Raw genomic sequence first — 26703 nt, 5'->3', positions numbered from 1 at the left:
GTCCGCTCCGAGCCGCGAACCTCGTCCGATATCTCGAACGTCTCGACCACGAAGGACAGCTTGTGACGACCGACGCTTCCGCCACGGCGGCCCGCCGACCCGGTGAGCAGGCGCTCACCGCCCTCGGCCTGAGTGCGCCCGCCCTCGACCCCGCCGACGCCTCCGCCCACACCTTCCCGGGCGGCGGCCGCTGGCGCACCGAGATCCCCTCGTGCGAGGGTCCCGAAGCGCTGGCGGTCGTCCTGAAGGAGGCCTCGCGCCTTGATGTGCCGATCCACCGGATCAGCCAGGGCAGCGGCGTGTGGATGCTCACCGACGCCGAGATCACCGAGATGGTCGAGGCCACCGCCGCACGCGACATCGAACTCTGCCTGTTCACCGGCCCGCGCGGCACCTGGGACATCGGCGGCTCGGTGCGCTCCGACTCGCGGGGGGCCGGACTGCGCGCACGAGGCCACGACGCGATCGCCGGGTGCGTCGAAGACGCCGTACGGGCCACGGAGTTGGGCGTCAGGTGCCTGCTGGTCGCCGACGAGGGCGTGCTGTGGACCCTGCACCGCGCCCGCGAGGCCGGGATCATCCCGGCCGGCACCACGCTGAAGGTCTCGGCGCTCATCGGCCCCGTCAACCCGGCCTCGTACGCCGTCTTCGAGCGGCTCGGCGCCGACTCGGTCAACGTGCCCAGCGATCTGACGCTGGATCACCTCACCGAGATCCGGCGGGTGTCCGCCGCTCCCATGGACATGTACATCGAGGCCCCCGACGACCTCGGCGGCTATGTGCGGATGTACGAGGTCGCCGAGCTGATCCGGCGCGGCGCCCCGCTCTACCTGAAGTTCGGCCTGTCCAAGGCACCCGGCATCTACCCGTGGGGCACCCACCTCAGGGACGTGACCCTGGACACCGCCCGGGAGCGGGTGCGGCGCGGCCGCCTCGCCCTGGATCTGCTCGCCCGGCACGGCGCGGACGGCGACATGGCGCCGCTCGGCTCGCGACTGCCCGGACCGCTCAACCGCTTCCCCATCACCGTGTGACCCCTCAACGACGAGACGACCGAGAAGACCAAGGACGGATCACCATGCGCAACCGCAGAGCCGCACTCGCCGCGATATCCGGAGCAGCCTCGCTCGCCCTCACCCTGACCGCCTGCGGGCAGAGCAGCTCGGGCGGCAGCAAGGAGAAGACCGGTGACGTCAAGGGCGCCACCATCGGCATCGCCATGCCGACGAAATCCTCCGAGCGGTGGATCAACGACGGCAACAACGTCGTGAAGAACCTGCAGTCCATGGGCTACAAGACCAAGCTGGTCTACGGCGAGGACGACCCGAGCACCCAGGTCTCGCAGATCGAGAACATGATCACACAGGGCGTCAAGGGCCTGATCGTCGCGGCGATCGACAACAAGTCGCTGAACAACGTGCTCCAGGAGGCGCACCAGGCGAACATCCCGGTGATCGCCTACGACCGGTTGATCCTCGGCACCCCGAACGTCGACTACTACGCCTCCTTCGACAACGAGAAGGTCGGCGTCCTCCAGGCCACCTACATCGTGCACAAGCTCGGCCTGGACGCCGGCAAGAAGGGCCCGTTCGACATCGAGCTGTTCGCGGGCTCGAACGACGACAACAACACCAAGTACTTCTTCAACGGCGCCATGAGCGTGCTCAAGCCGTACATGGACAAGAAGCAGCTGGTGGTCAAGTCCGGGCAGACCCAGCTCAACCAGGTCACGACGCTGCGCTGGGACGGCACCACCGCGCAGAAGCGCATGGAGGACATCCTCACCTCGTCCTACAAGAGCGGCCGGGTCGACGCGGTGCTCTCGCCGTACGACGGCATCTCCATCGGCATCCTGTCCGCGCTCAAGTCGGACGGCTACGGCTCCGGCAGCAACCCGCTGCCGGTCATCACCGGCCAGGACGCCGAGCTCGCCTCGGTCAAGTCGATCATCGCCGGGCAGCAGACACAGACCGTCTACAAGGACACCCGGCAGCTCGCCAAGGTCGCCTCGACCATGGTGGACGACGCCCTGAAGGGCAAGAAGCCGCAGGTCAACGACACCAAGACATACAACAACGGCAGCAAGGTCGTGCCCGCCTACCTGCTCCAGCCGGTCAGCGTCGACAAGACCAACTACAAGCAGGTGCTGGTGGACGGCGGCTACTACACCGAGTCCGAGCTCAAGTAAGCGCCCGCCCCCTACGGATTGGAAGGCACGACCATGGCGGGACCCGTCCTGGAAATGCGCTCGATCGTCAAGACCTTTCCCGGTGTCAAAGCGCTGTCGGACGTCACCCTGACCGTCCGGCAGGGCGAGGTCCACGCCATCTGCGGGGAGAACGGCGCCGGCAAGTCGACCCTGATGAAGGTGCTCTCCGGCGTCCATCCGCACGGCACCTACGAGGGCGAGATCCTCTTCGAGGGGGAGCTCTGCCGGTTCAGGGACATCCGGGCGAGCGAGCAGCACGGCATCGTCATCATCCACCAGGAGCTGGCGCTGGTGCCGTACCTCTCCATCGCGGAGAACATCTTCCTCGGCAACGAACACGCCACGCGCGGACTCATCAACTGGCGCGAGACGCTGCGCCACGCCACCGAACTGCTGCGCCGGGTCGGTCTCGACGAGCACCCGGAGACCCGCGTCGCCGACATCGGCGTGGGCAAGCAGCAGCTCGTGGAGATCGCCAAGGCGCTGTCGAAGGAGGTGAAGCTGCTCATCCTCGACGAGCCGACGGCGGCCCTGAACGACGAGGACAGCGGCAAACTCCTCGACCTGATCCTGGAGCTGAAGAACCAGGGCATCACCTCGATCATCATCTCCCACAAACTCAACGAGATCCGCCGGGTCGCCGACTCGGTGACGATCATCCGCGACGGGCGGTCCATCGAGACGCTCGACGTGAAGGCGGCGGAGACCACCGAGGACCGGATCATCAGCGGCATGGTGGGCCGCGACCTCGACCACCGCTTCCCCGAGCGCACCCCGCACCAGCCGGAGGAGGGTGCGGCCCCCGCGCTGGAGATCCGCAACTGGACCGTCCGCCACCCCATCGACCAGCAGCGCAAGGTCGTGGACGACGTCTCGCTCAGCGTCCGGCGGGGCGAGATCGTCGGCATCGCGGGCCTGATGGGCGCCGGCCGCACCGAACTCGCGATGAGCGTCTTCGGCCGCACCTACGGCCGGTACGCGGGCGGCACGGTCCTCAAGGACGGCACGGAGATCCGTACGAAGACCGTCGCGGAGGCGGTGGAGCACGGCATCGCGTACGTCACCGAGGACCGCAAGCACTACGGCCTCAACCTCATCGACACCATCAACCGCAACATCTCGCTTACCGCGCTGAAGAAGGTCGCCAAGCGGGGTGTGGTGGACGAGCAGGCGGAGCGGCAGGTCTCCGAGGGCTTCCGCACGTCCATGAACATCAAGGCACCGACGGTGTTCGAGCCGGTGGGCAAGCTGTCCGGCGGCAACCAGCAGAAGGTCGTCCTCAGCAAGTGGATCTTCGCGGGTCCGGACGTGCTGATCCTGGACGAGCCCACCCGCGGCATCGACGTGGGTGCCAAGTACGAGATCTACACGGTCATCGACCAACTGGCCGCCCAGGGCAAGGCGGTCGTCTTCATCTCCTCGGAGCTGCCGGAGCTGCTCGGCATGTGCGACCGCATCTACACGATGGCCGCGGGACGGCTGACCGGTGAGGTGCCGCGGGCCGAGGCCACGCAGGAAGTGCTGATGCGCCAGATGACGAAGGACAAAGAGGTAACCCGATGAGCACGGACGTCACCGACAAGACCCCGGCGGCCGCGCCGCCGGGCAAGGGCGGACCGGCCGCCGGCGAGGGCCTGTTGCGGCTGGTGCTCGGCGGCCTGCGCCGCAACATGCGCCAGTACGGCATGCTGATCGCGCTCGGTCTGATCGTCGTCCTCTTCCAGTTCTGGACCGGCGGCGACCTGCTGCTGCCGCGCAACGTCTCCAACCTGGTGCTGCAGAACAGCTACATCCTGATCCTCGCGATCGGCATGATGCTGGTGATCATCGCCGGGCACATCGACCTGTCGGTCGGCTCGATCACGGCGTTCGTGGGCGCCTTCGCGGCCGTACTGACGGTGCAGCACCATGTGGCGTGGCCCGTCGCCCTGGTGCTGTGCCTGCTGGTGGGCGCGGTGGCGGGCTCCGTACAGGGCTTCCTGATCGCGTATTTCGGCATACCGTCGTTCATCGTCACCCTCGCCGGGATGCTGCTCTTCCGCGGCCTGACGGAGATCCTCCTCAAGGGCCAGACCCTCGGCCCGTTCCCGAACGGCCTGCAGAAGATCGGCAACGGCTTCCTGCCCGAGGTCGGCCCGAACACCAACTACCACAACCTCACCCTGCTCCTCGGCATCGTCCTGATCGCCGCCGTGGTCTGGCAGGAGGTGCGCGACCGGCGCCGCCAGCAGGAGTTCTCCCTCGACGTGGTGCCCTTCAAGCTGTTCCTGCTCAAGCTCGTCGCGCTGGTCGCCGCGGTCCTCGCCCTCACCATGCTGCTCGCCAGCTACGACGGCGCGCCGATCATCCTGATCATCCTCGGTGTCCTGGTGGGCGGATACGGCTACGTCATGCGCAACTCGGTCTTCGGCCGGCACATCTACGCCATCGGCGGCAACCTGCCGGCGGCCAAGCTGTCCGGCGTGAAGGACAAGCGCATCACCTTCCAGGTGTTCCTGAACATGGGCGTGCTCGCGGCCCTGGCGGGTCTGGTGGTCGCCGCCCGTCTGAACGCGGCCTCGCCGAAGGCGGGCGACGGCTTCGAACTGGAGGCCATCGCCTCCTCGTTCATCGGCGGTGCCTCCATGAGCGGCGGTGTCGGCACCGTGCTCGGTGCCATCATCGGCGGTCTCGTCCTCGGCGTGCTGAACAACGGCATGAACCTCCTCAGCGTCGGCACCGACTGGCAGCAGGTCATCAAGGGCCTGGCCCTGTTGGCGGCGGTCGGCTTCGACGTGTGGAACAAGCGCAAGTCCGGTTCGTAAGTCAGATCGGGCCCCACCGGACAGAGCCGGTGGGGCCCCTCCTCTCAGGGAGCCGCATCCATGGAACTGAACAGACGCACGGTCATCGCTGGAGCCGCGGCGGCCGGTATCGCCGCCACCACCCTCGGCTCGGGCACTGCCCAGGCCGCGTCCGCCACCTCAGGGGGCCGTAAGCCGGTGAAGGAACTGTTCGGCACGCTCGCCGACGGCACGAAGATCTACCGCTGGTCGCTGGAGAACGGCGGCACGCGGCTGAAGGTCCTGAACTACGGCGGCATCGTCCAGACCCTGGAAGTCCCCGACCGCCGCGGCCACTACGCCAACGTCGTCGCGGGCTTCGACGACATAGCCGACTACGTCGCCAAGAGCCCGTACTTCGGCGCCCTGATCGGGCGGTACGGCAACCGGATCGGCAAGGGCCGGTTCACGCTCGACGGCAAGAGCTACCAGCTCTCCGTCAACGACGGCGTGAACAGCCTGCACGGCGGCAAGCAGGGCTTCGACAAGCACGTGTGGGACGTCGAGCCGTTCGCCGACGGCTCCGAGGTCGGCCTGCACCTGCACTACACCAGCGTCGACGGCGAGATGGGCTACCCGGGCACGCTCAAGGCGAAGGTGACGTACACCCTCACCCGGCACGGTGAGTGGCGCATCGACTACGAGGCCACCACGGACAGGGCGACCATCGTCAACCTCACCAGCCACGTCTACTGGAACCTGGCCGGCGAGGGCAGCGGCACGATCGAGGACCACGAGCTCCGGATCGCCGCCTCCCGCTACACCCCCACCGACTCGGGCCTGATTCCGACCGGCGAGCTGGCCGAGGTCGCGGGCACCCCGTTCGACTTCCGCCACGCCAAGCCGATCGGCCGGGACATCCGCGCCGGGCACGTCCAGCAGGTGCAGGCCAAGGGCTACGACCACAACTGGGTCCTCGACAAGGGCATCACGCAGCGCCCGGAACATGTGGTGACCCTGCGCGACCCGCGCTCCGGCCGCACCCTGAAGATCGCCACCGACCAGCCCGGCCTGCAGTTCTACTCCGGCAACTTCCTCGACGGCACCCTCACCGGCACCGGCGGACACACCTACCGTCAGGGCGACGCCCTGTGCCTGGAGACCCAGCACTTCCCGGACTCGCCGAACCACGCGAACTTCCCGTCGACCGTGCTGCGGCCCGGGCAGACCTACCGGACGACGACGATCCACACGTTCGGGCCGTGAACCGGCTCACAGGGCCGGTGAGTTGAACGCCACTGCCGTCCCCTCCGTATCGATGGGTGGCCCGTGCTCCCCCGCACGGGCCACCCGAAACGGAGGTCCCTTTGGCCGGCAACGTCACCTCGTTGTTCCGCGGCACCGCCGCGCACAGCCCCTCCATGGCGGCGCTGACGCGCGAGGGCGGCGACGGAACCGGCCCGGTGGACTTCTGCGTCCCGTGCAACCCGTACTTCCCCACCCCGGCCATGTACGACGAGCTGGCGGCCCGGCTGCGCGAGATCATCACCTACTACCCGAGCGGCGCCGACACCATCACCGCCGAGCTGTGCAGCCTCCTCCAGCTGCCCCCGCAGTGCGTGGCGATGGGCAACGGGTCCACGGAGCTGATCACCTGGATCGACCACCTCATGGTCCGCGAGTCCCTGGCGGTCCCCGTGCCGACCTTCGGCCGCTGGACCGACCAGCCGATGGAGACCGGCAAGCGGGTCGACATGTTCCCGCTCCAGGAGGCGAGCGGCTTCGCGCTGGACCTGGCCCAGTACGCGAACTTCATCCGCACCCGGGGCACGCGCGTGGCGGTGATCTGCAACCCGAACAACCCCGATGGCGGCTATCTGCGCAAACAGCAGGTCGTCCAGTTCATGGACGCGATGACGGACCTCGACCTGGTGATCGTCGACGAGTCCTTCCTGGAGTTCGCCGACGCGGAGGCCGAACCGAGCGTCGTCCAGGAGGCCATGCTCCGCCCCAACGTCATCGTGCTGCGCAGCCTCGGCAAGAACTTCGGCCTGCACGGCGTCCGCTTCGGCTACCTGGTCGCGAACCCGGCGCTCGCGGGCAAGGTGCGGGCGATGCTCCCGAAGTGGAACCTCAACTCCTTCGCCGAGCACGTGGTGTTCATGCTGAAGGAGCACGGCACCGAGTACGCCCAGAGCCTGCAGCAGGTCCGCCGTGACCGCCTGGAGATGACCAGCCACCTCTCCGCACTCCCGGGCCTGACGGTGTACCCGTCCCAGGGGAACTTCCTCTTCGTACGGCTGCCCGTCGGCGCCGAGGGCACGGTGGTCCGGGACCGGATGCTCACCGAGCACCGGATCCTGGTCCGCGAGTGCGGCAACAAGATCGGCTCGTCCAGCCGCTTCCTGAGACTCGTGGTGCGCCCCCAGGTCGACGTGCGTCGCCTGGTGTCCGGCCTGGAACAGGTGCTCTACGGGTCCAGGAGGGGAGCCGCCGTACCCGAGCTGGGCACAGGGACCAGCTACAGCTCGGGTACGGCGGCGGTGGACCGGCTGATGAGCGAGACCAACGGGGGCGGCATGCCGGAGCTTGCCGCGCAGGCCCAGGCCATGCCCGCCGCTCCCGCCCCGGCCGCCGGCACCGGCATGCCGCTCCCCGCCGCCGTACCGCCGCCCGGCGCCGGGATGCCGATGCCGGCGGCAGCCCAGGCGGTGCCGATGCAGCAGCCGCCGGCAGAGATCCCGGCTCCGGTCCCGGCTCCGGCTCCGGTTCCGGTCCCGGCTCCCGTCCCGGCTCCTGCCCCCGCCGCCTTCCCCCCGCCGCTGCCTGCCCCCGTCCCCGCAGCTCCGGCCCCGGCGCCCGTCCCGGCCCCCGTCCCCGTCCCGGCGGCCGGCCTCACCCCGCCGGGTGTCCCGGCACGCGGTGGCCTCACGGCCGCCCAGGTACGCGGCATGACGGCCCCCGCCACCCCGGCCCCGCCCACCGGCCTGACCCCGGCCCCGGCAACAGGCTGGCCCAACGCCCAGAGCTGGCCGAACGCGGCGGGCATGGGACAGGCGGGGTAGCCGGTCGGAGCCGCGGCCGTCGTCGTCGCCCTCTTGCCCGCCGCCTGGTCGGCATGCGTCACGTACGCCGGGAAGAGAGCTTCAGGACCTTCAGGGCCACCGAGGGATGGAACAGCAGGGCCGGTGAGGCCATCATGTTCACCACCCGGACGAACCTCGTCCACACGGCCGGGTCCTGCACCGCCACGTGGAACAGACGCATGTTGTACCAGTGGGCGAAGCGCGCGGCGAGGGACTGGCCGTCCGGGGTCCACATCAGGTCGGAGTTGGTGGACACCGTCCACGGAAGCAGGAGCAGACGCCCCACCTTCTTCTGGAATTCGCGCGCCAGGCCGTCCAGTCGCCCGGTCGTGCCGCGTCGCCTGAGCATGCGCTCCAGCAGCTCCGCCTCCATCGCGGCGACCGTCATGCCCTGGCCGTAGACGGGGTTGAAGACGCAGACGGAGTCGCCGACGGCGAGGAGGCGGTCCGGCCAGTCCCGGACGGCGTGGAAGGGCCGCCACTGGTTGTCGACATTGGTGTAGCGACGGGTGGGCTCCTGGACGGAGCGCCGGGCGATGTGTTCGGCCAGGTGCGGCGTGTTCAGGCTCTTCGCGAACGCCAGGTAGCCCTCGTCGTCGGTCGGCGGCTGGTCGTGGAACCCGAACAGCATGCACGTCCACCGGCTGCGCTCCACGGCGAGCAGGACCCCGGCCCGGCGCACACTGGGAGCGAACAGCATCTGATAGGCGACGTAGTAGTCGGGGTGGTCGGGGTGGCCCTCCGCCGGCCGGTCGAAGTTCATCGACGTGTAGGTGACCTTCGCCCGCACGGTCCGCTTGGGCGGCACGCTGATCCCCAGGTCGTTCAGCCAGTCCACCAGGGAACTGGACCGACCGGAGGCGTCGACGACCAGATCGGCGGCCAGTTGGAAGGGCTTCGCGCTCTGCGACTGGCACCTCACGCCGTTCACACGGCCCGCGAAGTCCCGGGTCAGGCCCGTGCACTTGGTGGACGGCAGCAGCGTGACCTGGGGAAGCGCGAGCACCTTGCGTCGCAGGCGGCGTTCCAGCTCGTCGCGGGTGAAGCTCTGGACCGGGACGCCCGTACGCTGCCGTGGCGCGAGCCCGACGGGCAGCAGGAAGTCGATGCCCTCTCCGTAGTCGAATACCGGAGCCCCCGCTTCCCTCAGCTCTTCGCGCAGTCCGGGGAACAGCCGCTCCAGGATCTCACCGCCCCTGGCCAGCATCGCGTGCCCCTGGTAGCCGTGCGGAGCACCCGGATGAGCGCCGGTGTCCTCGTCGACGGCATCCCGTTCCACGAGGACGACCTCGCGGAAGAAGTCGGCCAGCACGCGTGCGGTCACGAGTCCCGCATAGCTGCCGCCGACGACAACGGCCTTGCCCCAAAGGCAATGTGCTCTCATGTCCTCTCCCACACGTGACTCGGTACCCCCGCAAGCGCTTGGCAGGCCCGTGATCCGGCTCCCGCGCCGGGCGTGGTGTCGCACGTCCCGCGCGTACGGCACCACGCAGGCGCCCTGGTTTCAGATGCGGTCGGCCGCGATGAGGAGGTAGTGGAAGCTGCCCTCCTTGTAGGCGGTGAGGAACGGGTCCTCGATGCCCGTGGCGAGCGAGGACTTGGCGCGCAGTTCCCAGTACGGGATCGTGTCCGGGGTCAGGTCCACCACCTGGATCGGCACCAGGTTGCTCGCCGCCAGTGCCCTGAAGTACTCGCTGCGCGGATGGATGTTGCAGGTGTAGTGCTCGTCGATCCTGCTGACCGCCTTGGAGCGCATGCCGGTGACGTCGTTGGAGCAGCCGGTGATGCAGACGTAGCGGCCGCCGTACTCCAGCAGACGGGAGAACTCGGCGAAGAGTTCGAACAGGTCGACGTACATGGTCGTCTCGTTGGTCCAGATCGCCCGGCGCGATCCGGTCTCCAGACGGGTGTCGAGCATGTTGCGGAAGTGGAAGCGGACCTTGTCCGTGACCCCGCGGTGCCTGGCCTGGTCGTTGGCGAAGCCGACCTGCTGCTCGGAGATGCTGACGCCGTCGACGTGGCAGCCGAAGCGCGCGTTGGCCATGAAGCTGGTGCCGCCTCGGCCGGAACCGGCGTCCAGGAGGTGGTCGTCGGGGGTGATGTCGCCGAGGTGGTCGAGGAGGACCTCGGCCTGGGCGGTCTCCAGGCGGTGCAGTTCCTCGATGATGCGCTGGTCGCGGTTCTCGGGCGGGCCGGCGAGGACCGAGGGGTCCCACTCGCCGAGGCCGTAGTGGTGGTGGTAGAGGCCGTCGACCTCGCCGAGCTTGATGTTGACGGGGTCCTTCTCCTTGTTCCAGTACTCCGCGACCGACTTCTGGTAGTCGGTGCGCAGGACATCGCCCATGGCGATGCTTTCCATCTGGGTGGAGATCTTGGACATGGGGTTCCTTACTGGGAACGGGGTGGGGGTGCGGGAGGCGCGGGGCGCGGGGCGGGGTCAGGCGGCCTTCGCGGTCTCGTGGTAGCGGGCGCTGCTGGCGTGCCACTCACGGCTGCCGCCGACCCAGGCCCAGGTGCCGGCCAGGAAGCGGCGCAGTTCCGGGGAGCCGGCCTGGGCGAGCGCGGCCGCCTCGGCCTCGAAGGTGAGCATCAGTTCGTTGTGGATGTCCACGGTGCGGTCGACGGCCTCCTCGAGGGAGCAGCCGTCCTCGGCGGCGATCAGCCGGGGCAGGCTGTAGTCCGTCGGGCCCTTCTCCTTGGCCATGGAGTAGAGGTCGTTGACGATCACGGTGGCGGTGCCCGCGAGCGTGAACGCGCGCCGTACCCGGGGGTCGGCGAACTCGCCGTACGGGATCTCGTAACCGGCGATCGCGTCGACGAGCACCATGCACGGGATGAAGCTGTTCTCGTGCCGGTGCATCAGGTACTCCCACACCGGCGGGCGGTGGCCGGCGGCCTGCCAGTAGCCCTCCTGGTTGTAGGCGACGAACATGATGCCCAGCTCGTGGCGGAGCCGGCGCACCTGTGAGGTCGTCGCGTACGTGTGGAGGTTGCGCAGGCTGTCCCTGAGGGCCCGCATGACGGGGTCCGCCCGGACGACCTCCTCCAGCTGGGGGGCGTAGGCGAGCGGGAGGTGGGCCTGGTCGATCACCGAGTGGGCGATGGCTAGCCGTCGGCCGAGCTCCTGCGGCCTTGCCTCCTCGACCTCGCCGTCCACGTAGTGGTCGTCCACGGCCCACTCGGACAGCGCGCACTTGGCCGCCGCGAGCAGTCGGTCGGGGTCGTCGGACTCGGGGTGGGCGAGCATGATCAGCCGCCCGAAGTCGGCCTTGCGGATCCTGTCGAGCCGGCCCGGGTAGATCCCGACCTCCTCGGCCCACTCCACCAGACGCTCGGTGACGAGCTCACCCAGGGCGGGGTCGTCCCGCACGGCGGGCGGACAGTGCAGCCGGGGCCCGACATCGGATACCGACGCCTCCGCGGGTGCCTTCCGGCGGGGCTCGAGGATTGCGACCCGGCGGTCCACCACCGAGGCGCCGGGACCGGTGGGGGCGGGGACGGCCGCCGACGCGCCCTTACCGGTGGGCGCAAGGAGTGCCGCCGAAGCGCCACGACCGGCTCTGACGGCTGCCGCCGCGGCACCCGGACCGGTACGGCCGAGAGCCGCCGCCGATGTACCGAGCCCAGTCGGCCCGGCAGGCAGCCCGATCGAGGCCGCATCCGCACCCGGCACCGGTTGCCCGCCCGGCGCCGACTGCCCAGCCGCCACCGACTGCCCGGCCCCCGGCTGATGCCCTGCCGCCGCATCCCCGCCCGGCGAAGACACCGCGGCCGACTGCCCAGCCTCCGCCGACCGCTCGGCCATCGGTTGCCCGGCCGCCGCAGGCTGCCCGGCCACCGAGGGATGCGCGGCCACCGGCCGCCCGGCCCCCGGCTCATGCCCTGCCGCCGCATCCCCGCCCGACGAAGACACCGCCGCCGCAGGCCGATGCCCACCCGCCGGCGCCGGCCCAGCCCCCGGCGAAGACACCGCAACCGACCGCCCAGCCTCCGCCGACCGCTCGGCCACCGGTTGCCCGGCCGCCGCAGGCCGCCCGGCCTCCGGTCGGTTCCCGGGTGCCCCCGTATCGGCGCTCGTCGGGAGATCGGCCGGCCCGGGCCGATGTGTGACGGCCGGAGTCGGCAGCGGTAGGGGGCGGGCGTTCGTGTGGGAGGTGCCGCGGCTGGTGCGGGAGCGGTGGGGGGTGGCCGTTCCCGCGAAGGGGATGTGGGTCGCCGACGTGCCGAGGCCTGTGGGGCCCGTGGGGAGGCCCGCACCGGTGGCCGGTGGCGGGGGTTGCTCCGACAGCAGGGCCCGTACCAGGCCCGCCACGTCGTGGGCCGCGGTCGGTGCCGTGACCCGGGAGATCAACGACACCGCCGTCAGCTCCCGTTCGTGCGGGCGATCTCGACGTTCTCCAGGACACCGAGGGCGTCGGGAACCAGGACCGCCGCCGAGTAGTAGGTGCTGACCAGGTAGGAGATGACCGCCTGCTCGTTGATGCCCATGAAGCGGACGTTCAGGCCGGGCTCGACCTCGTCCGGGATGCCGGTCTGGTACAGGCCGATGACACCCTGGTCGTCCTCGCCCGTGCGCATGGCGATGATCGACGTCGTGCCCTGCTCGCTGATCGGGATCTTGCCGCAGGGCAGCAGGGGCACGCCGCGCCACGCGGGGATCTGGTTGCCGTTCAGGTCGATGCTGCCGAAGTACAGGCCCCGCTTGTTGCACTGGCGGCCGAACGCGGCGATGGCCTTGGGGTGGGCGAGGAAGCAGCGGGTCCTGCGCCGCATGCTGAGCAGCTCGTCCATGTCGTCGGGGGTCGGCGGGCCGGAGTAGGTGGAGATGCGCTGGTCGAAGTCGGCGTTGTTGAGCAGGCCGAACTCCTCGTTGTTGATCAGCTCGTGCTCCTGCCGCTCGCGCAGCGCCTCGATGGTCAGGCGCAGCTGCTGCTGCGTCTGGTTCATCGGCTCGTTGTAGAGGTCGGCGACCCGGCTGTGCACCCGCAGCACCGTCTGCGCCACGCTCAACTCGTACTCGCGCGGCGAGAGTTCGTAGTCGGCGAAGGTCTGGTGCAGCGTCTCCTCGCCGGTGTGGCCGGACTTCAGGAGGATGTCGGCCTCGCCGGACCGGTTCAGATTGCGGTGCCCGTCGGTGCTGATCCGCTGCACGTGCCGGCGCAGCCCCTCGTGGCGGTCCGCCACCGCTTTGTACGCCGTCAGCGGCAGCGCGAGCACGGTCGTGGGGGTCGCGGCACGGGCCGTGAACTCCCACTTCTTGGCGGCGCCGGCGAGCACCTGGCCGCCGAAGGTGTCGCCGTCGGCCATCAGTCCGATCATGGACTCGTCGCCGTACGGGCCCTCGCCGAGCTTCTCGACCTTGCCGTGCGCGATCAGGTAGACGTGGTCGGCCTTGCGGCCCTCCTGCACGATGACCTGGCCGGGAGTGAACTCCTTCTGCACGAACTTGTCGGCGAGCGCGCCGAGCACGTCGGCGTCGGAGAAGCCGCGCAGCAGGGGCAGTTCGCCCAGTTCGGCGGGGACCACCTGGACCTTGGAGCCGGTCTTCACGAAGGTCACGCGGCCGTCGCCGACGGTGCAGGACATGCGGCGGTTGACCCGGTAGGTCGCGCCGGGCACGTTCACCCAGGGCAGGATGCGGGTGGCCCAGCGGGAGCTGATGGCCTGCATCTGAGGTTCGGACTTGGTGGTGGTGGCGAGATTGCGCGCCGCCGCGGTGCTGAGGCTCTGCTGTTCGCGCTGCTGCTGCTCCGACTCCGGGGTCGCCGCCGGTGCTGTCACTGTGTCGAGGGGCATGGCTCTACCTCGTCTTCCTCGTCCATGGCACGTGAGGGGCGCGACGACCTGGTGCCGTGTCGTCACACTGAGTGCACAGGGTTGCAGAGCCATGCTCACGTTGAGTGATCGCACCAGACGGCGCGCGAGGGCAATCGGCAGGCGCGAACCGCGCCCCTCGCGCGCCCCTTGTGCGCATCACGCCTTGTCGAACGATTCTGCGGGTCAACGCATGGATGACCGCTCACCGGCGAGAACCGGCGAACGGCCATCACATACTCACAGTGACCGGCGTGGCGCCCGTACGCCTACGCGCTCGGGCACTGCTTCCACGCCAGGTGGTACACGGTGCTGATGTCCCCGTCCGTGGAGTCCATGGTCATGAAGCTGACCTTGTCGGGGTTGGTGGTGCCCGGGTTCACCCGCAGCTCGGTGTTGATGTTGAAGTTGCGCAGCACCCCGCAGGGCGCCCAGACCAGCTGGGCCCAGTCCGTGCTGTCGGTGGCCTCCCAGTTGTCGTTGAAGGGAGCGCTGAAGGGGTGGCTCCTGGGCACGGTCTGCGGGGAGCCCTGGAAGTAGTACGAGGCCTTCTGCGTGGCGCTCGCGCCGGGCTGCAGGGACAGAAAGCCGCGGTAGTCGGCGCTGGCGATCGCGTAGGTGAAGCCCTGAGGGACGTGGACCACCAGGTTGAGCTGGCAGTTCTTGCGGAAGGCCGTGGGGTCGGAGTTGCCGCCGGCCTGGGCCAGGTAGTTGCTGTAGGTCACCGTGAAGGCGGTGTTGTCCGGCGAGACGGCGACCGCCGCGGTGCCCTCGGGGCAGCCGGAGCCGTTCACCGTCGCCACGTCGATGACGATCTTGTCCGGGGGCGGGTTGTCGAACACGCCCCCCGCGGGCGCGTGGGCGGGTATCGCGGTGGTGAGCAGTGCCGCCACGGCACCGCTCAGGAGGAGTCCACCAGCCATGGTTTCTCCCGGGGTCGAGGGTGTGGGGGGTCTGTGTGGAACCTGTGAAGCGCTCCGCATCGTAGGAACCACCGCTCACCACCGGGAGGTTCAACTCCGGCCATTCACACCCGGCCGTTCACACCCGGGCGCCTACGGGTTCTCCCAGGCCGCCGGTTCCGCCGCCAGTGCCCGGACGGGCTCCGGCAGCGCGTCCGCCGCGAGGTCGGCGAGGGTGACACCCTCCAGGATCCGGCGGACGTTCGCGCGCAGCGCGATCCACAGGGGCAGCAGGGGCCGTGCGCTGCCGGTGTAGGCGAGGCCCGTCGGGCGTTCGCCGCGGACCGAGACGATCGGGCCGTCCACCGCGCGGATCACGTCGGCGACCGTGACCTCGGCCGCGTCCCGCGCCAGCCGGTAGCCGCCGCCTCCGCCACGCCTGCTGCCGACGATCCCGCCACGCCTGAGATCGCCCAGGATCCCTTCCAGGAACTTGTGCGGGATGCCCTGGGCGGCGGCGATTTCCTCCGCCTTCACCGGGCCGTTAGCCTGCCGTACGGCCAGCTCCAGTACCGCCCGTACCGCGTAGTCCGCCCGCGCCGAGATCCTCATGGGTCCATTGTGGGACGTCGCCGCATGGAGAATGGCCTTCACCCGCGCCCCGTAAGATCGCCCGCGGAGGATCCACCTTGGCGCTCAGCAGACGTACTTTCAGTGCCCTGGCCGGCTCGACCGCGCTCGGGCTCGCCCTGGGCGGCAGCGGCGGGCCCGGGGCGCCCTCGGCGTACGCGGCGCGCAGTGTGCCGACCGGCCCGGCGCCCGCCCCGCCGAGCGCCGACGGCTGTCGGCACACCATCGGCTACGACCAGTACTCACTGCTCGTGGACGGCAGACGGCTCGTGGTGTGGTCCGGCGAGCTGCACCCCTTCCGGCTGCCGAGCCCCTCCCTGTGGCGGGACGTGCTGCAGAAGATGCGGGCCCACGGGTACAACGCCGTGAGCATCTATGTGGCCTGGAACTACCACTCCCCCGCGCCGGGCGCGTACGACTTCACCGGCGTCCGGGACCTGGACCTGTTCCTGCGCATGGCCGCCGAGACCGGCCTGTACGTCATCCTGCGGCCCGGCCCGTACATCAACGCCGAGGTGGACGGCGGCGGCTTCCCCGGCTGGCTGACGGCGACGAAGGGCACGGCCCGGACCGACGACCCGACGTATCTGGGGCATGTCGACGAGTGGCTGACCCAGGTGAACCGGATCGCCCGCCGGCATCTGTTCACCCAGGGCACCGGCACGATCCTGCTGTACCAGATCGAGAACGAGTACGACGCCCACGCCGGCGACGCCGTCGGCCGGTCCTACATGTCCCACTTGTACAAGAAGGTGCGGGCGGACGGCATCGACGTCCCGCTGTTCCACAACGACAAGGGCCGGAACGGCTACTGGGTGCCCGGGACGTTCGACACCGGCGGCGAGAAGGGCGGCTGGCTGTACGGGTTCGACGGGTATCCGTCGCCGGACCGGACCCCGCCCGACTGGGGGCACTACGGTCCCGGCGGGGCGCAGGGCGGGGCCAGTGCCTCGCCGTCCACGCCCGGGTTCGTGCCCGAGTTCGGCGGCGGCTGGTTCGACCCGTGGGGCGGGGCCTTCTTCGACGGCAAGGGGTACGCCGAGTCGCGGCGCACCCGGGACGCCGCCTACGAGCGCCGGTTCTATCTGACCAACCTGGCCAACGGGCTCACCCTGCACAACGTCTACATGACCTTCGGCGGCACCTCCTGGGGCTGGCTGCCCGCACCGGTCGTCTACACGTCGTACGACTACGGCGCCGCCATCGACGAGGCGCGCAACGTCACCGACAAGATCGCGCCGATGCACCAGCTGGGCCATCTGCTCCAGCGCGTGCCCGACTTCGCCAAGCTGGACCGGGCGGCGGACGTGCACGCCGAGGGACTGAAGGTCTACCACCTGACCAACCCGGACACCGGCGCCCACGTCTACGTCGCCCGCAACGACGGCACGGAGGCGGTCACCGCCGACCTGCCGACCGACGCCGGCCGCCTGCGGATCACCGTGCCCGGCAAGGACGCCCGGCTGCTGACGACCGGGCTGAAGCTGGGCGAGCGGACACTGAAGTACGCCACCGCCGAGCCCGTGCTGGCCGTGACGGCGGGCCGGCAGGACATCGCGCTGTTCTCGGGGCGCAGCGGCGACATGGCCGAACTGGTGCTGAAGTGCCCGGTCGAGCCGAGCGTCATGCGGCTGGACCCCGAGGCCGCCTGGGTCCTGAACGGCGACGAGCTGCATGTGAGCAGCCCGCTCGGCGAGGACGGACTGACCCGGGTGCTGGTGCAGAAGGGCGAGACCGAGACCCCGCTGGTGCTGCTCTTCGCCGACGACGCCACCGCCGTACGCCTCTTCCCGTACGACACCCTGTCCGGGACCCTGCTGGTGTACGGCCCGGCGCTGCTGCGCCACGCCGAAGTGCGCGGTTCCGAGGTCCACCTGACGGGTGACGTCACGCAGACGACGAGCATGGAGGTGTGGGGGCCGCGCGGGATCGACACCCTGGTGTGGAACGGCCGCACCCTGCCCACCCGCACCACCCTGTCCGGCAGCCTGATGACCGCCGGCCTGCTGCCGGCCGTCCCCGAGGTGCGGCTGCCCGAGCTGGGCGGCTGGCGGATGCGCAGGGAGAACCCGGAGGTGGGTCCCGGCTTCGACGACTCGGACTGGACGGTCGCGGACAAGCGGACGACGTTCAGCACCACGCCGGTCCCCGCCGGGCAGCCGGTCCTCTTCGCCGACGACTACGGCTTCCACTACGGGGACGTCTGGTACCGCGGCTCCTTCACCGACTCCACCGGTCTGGAGGAGGTCTCGCTCGCCTACAGCACCGGCACGCAGGGCCTGTTGATGGCCTGGCTGGACGGCGAGCCGCTGGGCACCCACCGGATGCCGGTGCCGGACAAGGACACGACCGTCCGGCAGGGCAGTTGGGCGGCGACCGCCGCCTTCCCGGTCCGTGACTCCCTGCGCTCGCCCGGCCGGCATGTGCTGTCCGTGCTCGTGCGGCGCATGCAGCGCGACCAGGACGGCAAGGGGCTCGACACGCACAAGGTGGCGCGCGGCCTGACGGCGGCGGCCTTCAAGGGCGCCTCGCCCCGGGTGAGGTGGCGGATCCGGGGCGCGGCGGCCCCCGACCCGGTGCGCGGCCCGATGAACACCGGCGGCCTGTACGGCGAGCGCGAGGGCTGGCATCTGCCCGGCTTCAAGGACCACGACTGGCAGGCGGTGACCTTCCCGCGGGCCGCCCGGTACCAGGGCGTGACGTGGTTCCGGACGACCTTCCGCCTCTCGGTCCCGGCCGACATCGACGCCTCGATCGGCCTGACCCTTCAGGACGACCCGTACCGGGCCTACCGTGCCCAGATCTTCCTCAACGGCTGGAACATGGGCCAGTACATCAACAACGTCGGTCCGCAGCACACCTTCGTCCTGCCGAACGGCGTCCTGCGCACCCGGGGCACCAACACCCTCGCGCTGGCGGTCCTCTCGGAGTTCACCACGCTGTCGGGACCGGGGTCCGTACGCCTGACGCTGCTCGGCAGGGCAACGGGCGGGCTGCCGGTCACGCCAGTCTGATCACGTTCCAGGACAGCGGTTCCAGTACGGCGGTGAGGGTGCCGTCCGCCAGGGCGGTGCCCTCGACCGGGTGCGGGACGACCCGCTCGGGCTCGTCGAGGGTGTTGCGGGCGTCGGGGTCGGCGTCCGCGAGCGCGCTGTGCCCGGTGACAGTCGTCAACTCCAGCCCGTTCAGGGTGACTTCGAGCGGCAGGGCATCCGTACGGCTGCGGTTGACGGCGAACACGGTGACCGTGCCGTCGGCCGCGCGGACGGCCGTGGCGTGCAGCAGGTCCGTCTCGCCGTACTTCTTCGTCTCGTACGTCGGCGAGTCCACGCGCACGTCGAGCACCTCGCCCCGGCCGTACCCGGACGCCTGCGCGAACGGGAAGAACGTCGTCTGCCGCCAGGCCGGGCCGCCCGGCTCGGTCATGATCGGGGCGATCACGTTGACCAACTGGGCGAGGCAGGCGACGGTGACGCGGTCGGCGTGCCGGAGCAGCGCGATGAGCAGCGAGCCGAGGACGACGGCGTCCGTGACGCTGTAGCTGTCCTCCAGCAGCCGGGGGGCCTCGGGCCAGTCGGACCGGTCGATGCCCTTGGCGTGCTCCTCCCAGCGGGAGAGGTACCAGACGTTCCACTCGTCGAAGGAGAGGTTGATCCTCTTCGTGGACCTGAGCTTCGCGCCGATGTGGTCGGCGGTGGCGACCACGTTCTCGATGAAGGACTCCATGTCGACGGCCGAGGCGAGGAAGGAGTCCACATCGCCGTCCGTGGGCTCGTAGTAGGCGTGCAGGGAGATGTGGTCGACCAGGTCGTACGCCTCCTGCAGGACGGTCGCCTCCCACTCGGCGAAGGTGGGCATGGCCTGGTTGGAGGAACCGCAGGCGACCAGTTCGACTCCGGGGTCCGCCTGGCGCATGGCCCGTGCGGTCTCGGCGGCGAGCCGGCCGTACTCCTGTGCCGTCTTGTGCCCGGTCTGCCAGGGGCCGTCCATCTCGTTGCCCAGGCACCAGAGCCGGATGCCGAAGGGCTCCTTGTCGCCGTGGGCCGCGCGGAGGTCGGAGAGGGCGGTGCCGGAGGGGTGGTTGGCGTACTCCTGGAGTTCGAGGGCCTCGGCGACGCCTCTCGTACCGAGGTTGACGGCCATCATCGGCTCGGCCTGCGGGCCGACCTTCTTGAGGAAGCCGATGTATTCGGACAGCCCGAACCGGTTCGTCTCGGTGGAGTGCCAGGCGAGGTCGAGCCGACGGGGGCGCTCCGCCCGGGGGCCGACCGAGTCCTCCCACTTGTGGCCGGAGACGAAGTTGCCGCCGGGGTAGCGGATGACGGTGACACCGAGTTCGCGTACGAGGTCGAGGACGTCGGTTCGCAGTCCGGCCTCATCGGCGGAGGGGTGATCCGGTTCGTGGATGCCGGTGTAGACGCAGCGGCCGAGGTGTTCGACGAAGGAGCCGAAGACACGGGGGTTGACCTGGCCGACGGTGAAAGCGGGGTCGAGGGTGAAGCGGGCGGGGTGCATGGCGCCTTCCGGGGTGGGGTGCGGTGTGGCTCCGTCGTAGATTGTTCGGAATGACGAATGTCGCTCGCAACTTCGAACGGGACCGTAGATTCGAAGCGCTTCCGCGTCAATGGGCGGGACACAAGCCGATGGGTGGTCTTCTCCTCGACCGCGGCCCCCGCATGTCATGACGGGGACACACCCGGCCGCGTAGGCTCTGCCCAGCGGAAGGGGGAGACGATGGGCATCGCGGGCGCGCGTGAGCGGATGACACGCCTGGCCGTACGACTGCGGCGCTCCCGTCCGGGCTCGGCCATGCGCGCGCTGGCCGGCGACCTCGCCGCCGCCCTCCACGCCCGGCCCGGAACACCCGAGGACGTACGGGAGTTGTGCCAGGTGCTGTGCGAGGAGATGAGCGCGCTGCGCGGCGGACGGCCGGTCCAGGTGCGCTTCGAGCGCTTCCCCGACGAGATCGAGGTCACCGGGCTGTGGCTGGAGTTCGCCGACTTCGACCTGGTGATCGTGGAGGAGCGGGCCGAGGCCGTGCAGCAACTGGTGATCCTGGGCCATGAGTTGTGGCATCTGCACGCCGGGCACCGGCACTCCCACCTGGCCGGCGACGCGGCGGCCCGCGCGCTCGCCGACGCACCCGGCTGGCGGGGCATGCCCCTGACGGTGGCCGCCCGCAACGGCTCGAGGGAGGCCGACGAGGCCGAGGCGGACGACTTCGGGCACCGCCTGGCCGCCCTGTGCCGGCCCCACCTCACCGGCTCCGGCGCCGGCACCCCGCCCGGCCCGGTGCAACGGTCCCTCGGCCCCGTACAGCGGACCCTCGGCTATCGCGGACGCGACGAAGCGAGCGAGCCGAAGGGGCGCGCCGGTGCCCCGGAGGCGAACCGAGCGTCCGGAAAAGGGGGAGCCGCGCGGTGAACCTGGCGCTCGACCTCTCGGGGCCGCTCGACGAGGTCTCCGTCTCCTTCTGGATCCCCACGGCCGTCCTGACCGCCGCCCTGGCGATCAAGCTGCCCGGCATCATCAGGATGTGGCGGGACCCGATGCTGCGTGCCGTCGGCGGTCTGCTGCTGTTCGCCTGCGCGGTGTTCGTCTTCGCGGCCCCGCGGACCATCGCCTGGACCAACCGGGTCACCGGCGTGCCGAACATCTCCGCGCCCTGGGTGTACTCCCTGCTCACCGCGCTCTGCGCGTCCTGGCTGCTGCTGATCACCGCCTGGCGCAACGGCCGCGACGACACGGCCCAGACCCGCCGGGTGACCCGCTGGGTCGTGGCCGTCTACGCGGGCGTGGTCGCCGCCCTGTGGGTGCTCTTCGCCCTCGCCGACGTACCCGTGGAACGGCTGCGGGACCTGGACACGTACTACGCCACCACCCCCTTCATGCGCGAGGAGATCCTGCTCTACCTCCTCGCGCACACCGTGGCCTGCTCGATCACGGCCCGGCTGATCTGGAACTGGATCCGCACCGACGGCCTCGACGCCTGGCTGCGCTGGGGGCTCAGGCTGCTGGGCGTCGGCTATGCCACGAACCTGTTCTTCGACGCGGCCAAGCTCACCGCCGTCGTGGCCCGGTGGACCGGCCACGACCTGGACTGGCTGAGCACCAATGTGGCACCGGCGGGCGCGTGCGTCTCCGCCACCCTGGTCGCGGTGGGCTTCATCGTCCCGCACGTCGGCCAGTACCTGAACGAGCGCTGGCACGTCCGGCTGCGCCACCGCGCCCTCGGCCCCCTCTACCAGCTGACGCGGACCGTCACCGGCGAACGCGAGCCCTTCGCCCCGCAGGCCCCCGCCGAACTGCGCCTGATCCGCCGCGAGACCTTCATCCGCGACGCCCTGCTGCAACTCTCCCGGCACCTGGACGAGGACCTGCGCGAGCGGTCGTACGAGGCCGCCCTCGCCCTCGGTCACGAGCCCGGCCGCGCCAGGGCCCTCGCCGCCGCCGTGGCGCTGCAGGACGCGGCCGTCGGCGCGCGGCCGCCGCGCGCCGACGGCACCGGCTCCCCGTCCGGCCCCGACACGGCGTACCTGCTCCAGGAGATCCAGGCCGTGTCCCAAGCCCTCCGCCACCCCGACGAGATCACGGCGGTACGCGCCCGCGCGACCGCCCCGGCAGAGAGCGTGTCCGCGCATGAGTGAAGCCTCCTCCCCCGCCAGAATCGCCGTCGTGCTGGGGGGATCCCACACCGGCATGCTCGCGGCGCGCGCGCTCGCCGAGTCCGCCGACCGGGTCGTCGTCGTCGAGCGGGACGCCCTGCCCGAGGGCCCCGAACCCCGCAAGGGGCTGCCGCAGGCCCGGCACGCCCACATGCTGTGGTCGGGCGGGGTGCGGGCCGTGGAGGAGCTGCTGCCGGGCATCACCGACGCGCTGAAGGCCGCCGGGGGCCGCCGCCATCCGGTCACGACCGGCATGGTGGCCCTCTCCGCGCAGGGCTGGTTCCGGCGCTGGCCCGAGTCCCACCACGTGATCCTGGCCGGCCGGGACCTGCTGGACGCGACGATCCGCGCACAGGTCCTCGCCGACGAGCGGATCGACCTCCTCGACGGCACCGAGGCGCTGGGCCTCACCGGCACCGGCGCCGCCGTCACCGGCGTACGGATCCGGGCGCGGGACGGCGCCGAGCGCACCCTTGCGGCCGGCTTCGTGGTCGACGCCACCGGGCGGGGCTCCCGGGCCGCGCGCTGGCTCGCGGACCTGGGGCTGCCCGCGCCGCGCATCCGCGAGGTCGACCCGGGCCTGGTCTACGCGAGCCGGCTCTTCCTCGCCCCCGAGGCGGCCCGGGAGGGCTTCCCGGTGGTCAACCTGCAGCTCGATCCGCGAGGCGAGGGTCCCGGCCGCTCCGGCTTCCTGCTCCCCATCGAGAACGGCCGCTGGATCGTCACCCTGCAGGGCACCCGGGGCGGCGAACCCACCGCCGCGAACGAGGAGTTCATCCCCTTCGCCCGGGAGAAGCTGCGGCATCCGCTGCTCGGTGAACTGCTGGAGCGCGCCGAGCCGCTGTCCGACGTGTCGGTCACCCGCGCCACGCTCAACCGCCGCCACTTCTACGAGCGCATGCCGGCCTGGCCCGAGAACCTCACCGTCCTCGGCGACGCGCTCGCCGTGTTCAACCCGGTCTACGGCCACGGGCTGTCCGTCGCCGCACAGAGCGCGGTGCGGCTCCGCCAGGTGATACGACGGCACGGCTGGGGCACGCCAGGGCTGGCGCGCCGTGTGCAGCGGGCGGTCGCCCGCCCGGTCCGCGCGGCCTGGGACCTCGCCCTCGGCCAGGACGTGTTCCACCCCGGCGCGACGGAGCACGGCCCCACTGTGCGGGACCGGCTCCTGTCCGCCTACGTCGACCGCCTGATGTACACCGCGACGGGCAACGGACGCATAGCGCGCCGGGTGACGGACGTGACGTCCCTGGAGCGCGGGGCGCAGGTGCTGCTGACCCCGGGCATGCTGCTCGCGGCGGCGGTGGGTCCGCTCCGACCCCCGTTGGCGGGACCGCCGCTGACCACGGAGGAGCGGAAGGCGGCGGGCGTGGTGTAGGCCGCGGGGGGATGCCCCCGGCCGCCGCCAGGCACGGTCAGCCCTGGAACGCCGGTTGGGGCAAGCCCCTGCCCGCCCCCGGAACCACCAGGAGCGAACCCGACAGCGGATGCGGAGCCGGCAGACCGGTCCGGGCCGTCGTGACGTACAGGTCGGTCAGGCCGGCACCGCCGAACGCGCAGGCCGTCGTGCGCGGGGTCGGCAGCGGGATCACCCGGTCCAGTCGGCCGCCCGGCGTATAGCGGCGCACCGCACCCCCGTCCCACAGCGCCACCCACACACAGCCCTCCGCGTCGACCGTCAGGCCGTCCGGGAAGCCCGCGCCCTCCTCGATCTCCACGAACGGGCGACGGGCGTGGACGTGCTCGCCGTCGTGGTCGAAGACGTCCACCCGGCGGGTGGGAGTGTCGACGTAGTACATGAGGCGGCCGTCGGGGCTCCAGCCCGTGCCGTTGCTGACCGTGGCGTCGGACAGGACCGTCCGAGCCGTGCCGTCGCCGGTCAGCCGGGTCAGCGTGCCCCCGCCCGGCGCCTCGTCGTAGCGCATGGTGCCCGCCCACAACGAGCCGTCGGGCGCCACCGCGGCCTCGTTGGCACGGCGGCCCGCGACCGGCTCGTGGTGCAGCCAGCGGAAGGTGTCGTCGGGGTCCAGCAGGCCGACGCCGTCCCGCAGGTTGAGGACCAGGCCGCCGCCCGCGCGGGGCTTGACCGCGCCCACGTGCTGCTCCGTCGTCCGCACCGTCCGCCGGCCCGTGGCCGGGTCGTAGGTGTGGACGCGCATGCCCAGGATGTCGAGCCATAGCAGCCGGCCCGTCGCCGGGTCCCAGGTCGGCCCCTCGCCCAGCTCCGCCTCCGCCCGTACGGCGACCTCGTACCCGGCGCTCACGCCGCGCCCCGGTGACCCAGCCGCTCCGACAGCTCGGCCGCGCCCTTCACCGCCAGCTGCTCCAGCTCGGTCCGGCGCTCGTCGCTCCAGCGGATCATGGGGACCGAGATGGACAGCGCCGCGACCACCTGACCCGTGCGGTCGCGCACCGGTGCGGCCACGCAGCTCACGTCCGGGTTGGACTCGCGGCTCTCCACCGCGATGCCCCGCTGCCGGATCTCGGCGAGCGCCTCGCGCAGCGCGGCGGGGTCGGTGATGCTGTTGGGGGTCATCGCGGTCAGCTCCGCGTCGTCCGGGATCCGTGCCGTGAGCTCCTGCTCCGGCAGCGAGGCCAGCAGCATCTTGCCGACGGAGGTGCAGTGGGCCGGGAGCCGGCGGCCGGCGGCCGAGACCATGCGGACGGCGTGCGTGGAGTCGACCTTGGCGATGTAGATGACGTCCGTGCCCTCGAGGATCGCCACGTGGACCGTCTCGTCGCAGGTCTCGGCGACCGAGCGGGCCACCTGCTGGCCCTCGGCGGCGAGGTCGAGCTGCTCGGCGTAGCGGCTGCCGAGCTGGTACGGGCGTACGCCGAGCCGGTAGCGTCCTGGCTGTCCCGGCACCTGCACGATGTACGACCGTGCGGCGAGCGTGGTGACCAGCTCGTGCACGGTGGTGCGCGGCAGCTGGAGCCTGCGCACGATGTCGGGGGCGGAGAGCGTCCCGTCCCCGTCGAGGAACAGCTCAAGAATGTCCAGAGCCCGGGTCACGGCAGGCACGAGGCGTCCCACGTCCGGCCCCCTCCCTTGGGTCTAAGCGCCCGGTCGACACCTCGACACCGAGATGTTCGAGATATCAACAGGCGATCGGCATGACGAACACAGGCTAGTCATGGAGGGTGGCGCGGGCAATGGGCGTGACCAGGCCGGGCACCATGGGTGCCATGGATCTCGACTTCCAGCTGGTGCTGCTGCGCCGCATGGCCGACCACAACCCGGATCTGGTCGAGGACGCCCGGCACCGGCTCGGGGTGTCCATCGCCGAGATGCGGGAGACCAACAAGCGCTGGCAGGCGATGGTCCGCTCGCCGAGGGCCCGCTCCGCCGCCGCCCGGTACCGCTCGGTCCTGGGCGAGCCGGAATCCGTCCTCCCCCGCCGCCTCGGCGACGTCGACTGCGAGGCCCGGCGCTGGGCCCTGCCGCTCTGGCCCGACCTGCGCTTCGAGGTGCTGGTCGGGCCTGACGGGGCGGTGTGGAACGAGTGGCTGGTACGGGCGCCGGGCGCCCCCGCGCCGAAGCTGGAGACCTTGGACGACCTCGCTCCCTGGTCCTGCACGGTGGACGAGGCCGCCCGCGCCTTCGCCCCGGCCCGCCCGCTGGAGGGCACCGCGCCGACCCGCTGGGGCCTCGCCTTCACCGCGCCCGGCCCGGACGGTGTACGGCACGAGGTGGTCGCCGAGTTCACCTGGGGGCTGCTGCAGCGGACGGCCGTCGTAGACGGATAGCTCAGGCGTCGAAGGCCGTCGCCCGGGTGCGCTTCTCCCAGCCGGTGACCTCCTCGCGGACCTGATCGAGGTGGCCCAGGACCGCGCTCACGCCGTCGTCGCCGAGCGGCAGCCGCAGCGGGGTGTCCTCGGCCTCCAGCGCGGCCAGGATCAGGGCGGCCGCCTTGGCCGGGTCGCCGGGCTGGCTGCCGTGTCCGCCCGCGACGGCGCCGCGGGTCTCACCGACCCTGGCGTACACCCCGGCGTCGGAGCTGGCCCCGGCCCGGTCGGCCTCGAACAGCGAGGTCCGGAACGCGCCCGGCTCGACGATCAGCACCTTGACGCCGTACTCCCGCACCTCGTCGGCGAGCGCCTCGGACAGGCCCTCCAGGGCGAACTTCGTCGCGCTGTACGCCCCGAAGCCCGCGAAGGACATCTGGCCGCCCATGCTGCTCATCTGCACGATCGCACCCGAGCGCCGCTCCCGCAGGTGGGGCAGCACCGCCCGGACGAGCGCCGCCGGGCCGAAGAAGTGCAGGTCGAACAGGTCGCGCAGCTCGGCGTCGGTGGTCTCCTCGACGGCGCCGACGTGGGTGCGGCCCGCGTTGTTGACCAGCACGTCGATCCGCCCGTGCCGGGCCACGACATCGCGGACCGCGGACTCGGCGGCGGTCACGTCGGTGACGTCCAGCCGCAAGGCCTCCACCTGGTCGGGATGGGCGGCCACCAGGTCGTCCAGGGCCTCGGGGCGCCGGGCCGCGCCGACCACCACGTCCCCGGCGGCGACGGCCGCCTCGGTGATCGCCCGCCCGAAACCGCTGCTCGCCCCGGTCACCAGCCAGACCTTGTTCATCAGAACTCCTCATGGATGTCGTCGGGTTCGACACGCACCACACTGCGGCCGCATGC

21 protein-coding genes are annotated in these 26703 nt (G+C 71.1%); 11 read left to right on the top strand and 10 right to left on the bottom strand.

The genetic code is table 11. The features are described 5' to 3' along the window. Positions 1–62: 62 nt before the first annotated feature. From ACWDEN_RS24220 to ACWDEN_RS24195, 6 genes are all read left to right on the top strand, one after another. On the top strand, positions 63–1034 hold the full coding sequence (locus ACWDEN_RS24220) for a hypothetical protein (protein ID WP_351609540.1): 972 nt from the start codon (positions 63–65) through the stop codon (positions 1032–1034). Positions 1035–1078: 44 nt separating this feature from the next. Further along, positions 1079–2188, top strand: a complete 1110-nt coding sequence (gene chvE / locus ACWDEN_RS24215) for a multiple monosaccharide ABC transporter substrate-binding protein (protein ID WP_351609537.1) — start codon at positions 1079–1081, stop codon at positions 2186–2188. 33 nt (positions 2189–2221) lie between these two features. Then, entirely contained in the window at positions 2222–3772 is a 1551-nt protein-coding gene (gene mmsA / locus ACWDEN_RS24210) for a multiple monosaccharide ABC transporter ATP-binding protein (protein ID WP_351609534.1), read from the top strand. Further along, positions 3769–5013, top strand: a complete 1245-nt coding sequence (mmsB, locus tag ACWDEN_RS24205; protein ID WP_228620177.1) for a multiple monosaccharide ABC transporter permease — start codon at positions 3769–3771, stop codon at positions 5011–5013. Before mmsA ends, mmsB begins: the two co-directional genes overlap by 4 nt. A 60-nt stretch (positions 5014–5073) precedes the next feature. Then, the gene (locus ACWDEN_RS24200) at positions 5074–6237 is read left to right on the top strand and encodes an aldose epimerase family protein (protein WP_450860116.1); all 1164 of its coding nucleotides are present in this window, start codon (positions 5074–5076) and stop codon (positions 6235–6237) included. 101 nt (positions 6238–6338) lie between these two features. After that, the gene (locus ACWDEN_RS24195; RefSeq protein WP_450860115.1) at positions 6339–8036 is read left to right on the top strand and encodes a pyridoxal phosphate-dependent aminotransferase; all 1698 of its coding nucleotides are present in this window, start codon (positions 6339–6341) and stop codon (positions 8034–8036) included. Positions 8037–8094: 58 nt separating this feature from the next. Here ACWDEN_RS24195 and ACWDEN_RS24190 read toward each other — a convergent pair whose 3' ends face one another. The 6 genes from ACWDEN_RS24190 to ACWDEN_RS24165 all read right to left on the bottom strand — a co-directional run bounded on the left by ACWDEN_RS24190 (position 8095) and on the right by ACWDEN_RS24165 (position 15385). Continuing rightward, complete coding sequence (locus ACWDEN_RS24190) at positions 8095–9441, bottom strand: FAD-dependent oxidoreductase (RefSeq protein WP_450860114.1); 1347 nt, start codon at positions 9439–9441, stop codon at positions 8095–8097. 120 nt (positions 9442–9561) lie between these two features. Then, positions 9562–10437, bottom strand: a complete 876-nt coding sequence (locus ACWDEN_RS24185; RefSeq protein WP_351609523.1) for a geranyl diphosphate 2-C-methyltransferase — start codon at positions 10435–10437, stop codon at positions 9562–9564. A gap of 57 nt (positions 10438–10494) precedes the next feature. After that, entirely contained in the window at positions 10495–11862 is a 1368-nt protein-coding gene (locus tag ACWDEN_RS24180) for a family 2 encapsulin nanocompartment cargo protein terpene cyclase (protein ID WP_351609660.1), read from the bottom strand. Positions 11863–12419: 557 nt separating this feature from the next. Continuing rightward, positions 12420–13853: a family 2B encapsulin nanocompartment shell protein gene (locus ACWDEN_RS24175; protein WP_351609520.1), complete on the bottom strand. Its 1434-nt coding sequence runs from the start codon at positions 13851–13853 to the stop codon at positions 12420–12422. Positions 13854–14140: 287 nt separating this feature from the next. Beyond that, positions 14141–14794 (bottom strand): DUF4360 domain-containing protein, encoded by a 654-nt coding sequence (locus ACWDEN_RS24170; RefSeq protein ID WP_351609518.1) that lies wholly within the window; start codon positions 14792–14794, stop codon positions 14141–14143. Positions 14795–14926: 132 nt separating this feature from the next. After that, complete coding sequence (locus ACWDEN_RS24165; RefSeq protein ID WP_351609515.1) at positions 14927–15385, bottom strand: RrF2 family transcriptional regulator; 459 nt, start codon at positions 15383–15385, stop codon at positions 14927–14929. A 77-nt stretch (positions 15386–15462) separates the two neighbouring features. On the opposite strand from ACWDEN_RS24165, the gene ACWDEN_RS24160 reads away from it, so the two are divergent. Then, positions 15463–18417: a glycoside hydrolase family 35 protein gene (locus ACWDEN_RS24160; RefSeq protein ID WP_351609512.1), complete on the top strand. Its 2955-nt coding sequence runs from the start codon at positions 15463–15465 to the stop codon at positions 18415–18417. Here ACWDEN_RS24160 and arfA read toward each other — a convergent pair. After that, positions 18404–19918 (bottom strand): arabinosylfuranosidase ArfA, encoded by a 1515-nt coding sequence (gene arfA / locus ACWDEN_RS24155; protein ID WP_450860113.1) that lies wholly within the window; start codon positions 19916–19918, stop codon positions 18404–18406. The two genes, ACWDEN_RS24160 and arfA, sit on opposite strands and share 14 nt — an antisense overlap. A gap of 219 nt (positions 19919–20137) precedes the next feature. Here arfA and ACWDEN_RS24150 point away from each other — a divergent pair, with 219 nt between their 5' ends. From ACWDEN_RS24150 to ACWDEN_RS24140, 3 genes are read left to right on the top strand one after another with little or no spacing between them, the layout of a single operon-like run. Continuing rightward, positions 20138–20827, top strand: coding sequence for a toxin-antitoxin system, toxin component family protein (locus ACWDEN_RS24150; RefSeq protein ID WP_450860112.1), 690 nt, complete (start codon positions 20138–20140; stop codon positions 20825–20827). Continuing rightward, complete coding sequence (locus ACWDEN_RS24145) at positions 20824–22050, top strand: MAB_1171c family putative transporter (protein ID WP_450860111.1); 1227 nt, start codon at positions 20824–20826, stop codon at positions 22048–22050. Before ACWDEN_RS24150 ends, ACWDEN_RS24145 begins: the two co-directional genes overlap by 4 nt. Then, a complete protein-coding gene (locus ACWDEN_RS24140; protein WP_450860110.1) occupies positions 22043–23446 on the top strand; it encodes an FAD-dependent oxidoreductase in 1404 nt (467 codons plus the stop codon). The genes ACWDEN_RS24145 and ACWDEN_RS24140 overlap by 8 nt, the downstream gene beginning before the upstream one ends. 37 nt (positions 23447–23483) lie before the next feature. Here ACWDEN_RS24140 and ACWDEN_RS24135 read toward each other — a convergent pair whose 3' ends face one another. After that, positions 23484–24332: an SMP-30/gluconolactonase/LRE family protein gene (locus ACWDEN_RS24135; RefSeq protein WP_450860109.1), complete on the bottom strand. Its 849-nt coding sequence runs from the start codon at positions 24330–24332 to the stop codon at positions 23484–23486. Next, the gene (locus ACWDEN_RS24130; RefSeq protein WP_351608267.1) at positions 24329–25102 is read right to left on the bottom strand and encodes an IclR family transcriptional regulator; all 774 of its coding nucleotides are present in this window, start codon (positions 25100–25102) and stop codon (positions 24329–24331) included. The genes ACWDEN_RS24135 and ACWDEN_RS24130 overlap by 4 nt, the downstream gene beginning before the upstream one ends. Positions 25103–25254: 152 nt before the next feature. On the opposite strand from ACWDEN_RS24130, the gene ACWDEN_RS24125 reads away from it, so the two are divergent. Beyond that, a complete protein-coding gene (locus ACWDEN_RS24125; protein WP_450860108.1) occupies positions 25255–25815 on the top strand; it encodes a hypothetical protein in 561 nt (186 codons plus the stop codon). Position 25816: 1 nt separating this feature from the next. Here the strand turns inward: ACWDEN_RS24125 and ACWDEN_RS24120 are convergent, their stop codons facing one another. Next, positions 25817–26647 (bottom strand): SDR family NAD(P)-dependent oxidoreductase, encoded by an 831-nt coding sequence (locus tag ACWDEN_RS24120; protein ID WP_450860107.1) that lies wholly within the window; start codon positions 26645–26647, stop codon positions 25817–25819. Positions 26648–26703 lie beyond the last annotated feature (56 nt).

This window comes from Streptomyces sp. NPDC001153 (assembly GCF_053598315.1).
Note: the sequence above shows the minus strand (reverse complement) of the source record. Positions and strands in the feature narration are given on the sequence as shown.

Excerpts from the sequence above, each read along its gene's own strand:
- chvE (WP_351609537.1), top strand. The coding sequence starts at position 1,079 with ATGCGCAACCGCAGAGCCGCACTCGCCGCGATATCCGGAGCAGCCTCG.
- mmsA (WP_351609534.1), top strand. The coding sequence starts at position 2,222 with ATGGCGGGACCCGTCCTGGAAATGCGCTCGATCGTCAAGACCTTTCCC.
- mmsB (WP_228620177.1), top strand. The coding sequence starts at position 3,769 with ATGAGCACGGACGTCACCGACAAGACCCCGGCGGCCGCGCCGCCGGGC.
- ACWDEN_RS24200 (WP_450860116.1), top strand. The coding sequence starts at position 5,074 with ATGGAACTGAACAGACGCACGGTCATCGCTGGAGCCGCGGCGGCCGGT.
- ACWDEN_RS24190 (WP_450860114.1), bottom strand. The coding sequence starts at position 9,441 with ATGAGAGCACATTGCCTTTGGGGCAAGGCCGTTGTCGTCGGCGGCAGC.
- ACWDEN_RS24185 (WP_351609523.1), bottom strand. The coding sequence starts at position 10,437 with ATGTCCAAGATCTCCACCCAGATGGAAAGCATCGCCATGGGCGATGTC.
- ACWDEN_RS24180 (WP_351609660.1), bottom strand. The coding sequence starts at position 11,862 with ATGGCCGAGCGGTCGGCGGAGGCTGGGCAGTCGGCCGCGGTGTCTTCG.
- ACWDEN_RS24175 (WP_351609520.1), bottom strand. The coding sequence starts at position 13,853 with ATGCCCCTCGACACAGTGACAGCACCGGCGGCGACCCCGGAGTCGGAG.
- ACWDEN_RS24170 (WP_351609518.1), bottom strand. The coding sequence starts at position 14,794 with ATGGCTGGTGGACTCCTCCTGAGCGGTGCCGTGGCGGCACTGCTCACC.
- ACWDEN_RS24165 (WP_351609515.1), bottom strand. The coding sequence starts at position 15,385 with ATGAGGATCTCGGCGCGGGCGGACTACGCGGTACGGGCGGTACTGGAG.
- arfA (WP_450860113.1), bottom strand. The coding sequence starts at position 19,918 with ATGCACCCCGCCCGCTTCACCCTCGACCCCGCTTTCACCGTCGGCCAG.
- ACWDEN_RS24150 (WP_450860112.1), top strand. The coding sequence starts at position 20,138 with ATGGGCATCGCGGGCGCGCGTGAGCGGATGACACGCCTGGCCGTACGA.
- ACWDEN_RS24140 (WP_450860110.1), top strand. The coding sequence starts at position 22,043 with ATGAGTGAAGCCTCCTCCCCCGCCAGAATCGCCGTCGTGCTGGGGGGA.
- ACWDEN_RS24125 (WP_450860108.1), top strand. The coding sequence starts at position 25,255 with ATGGATCTCGACTTCCAGCTGGTGCTGCTGCGCCGCATGGCCGACCAC.
- ACWDEN_RS24120 (WP_450860107.1), bottom strand. The coding sequence starts at position 26,647 with ATGAACAAGGTCTGGCTGGTGACCGGGGCGAGCAGCGGTTTCGGGCGG.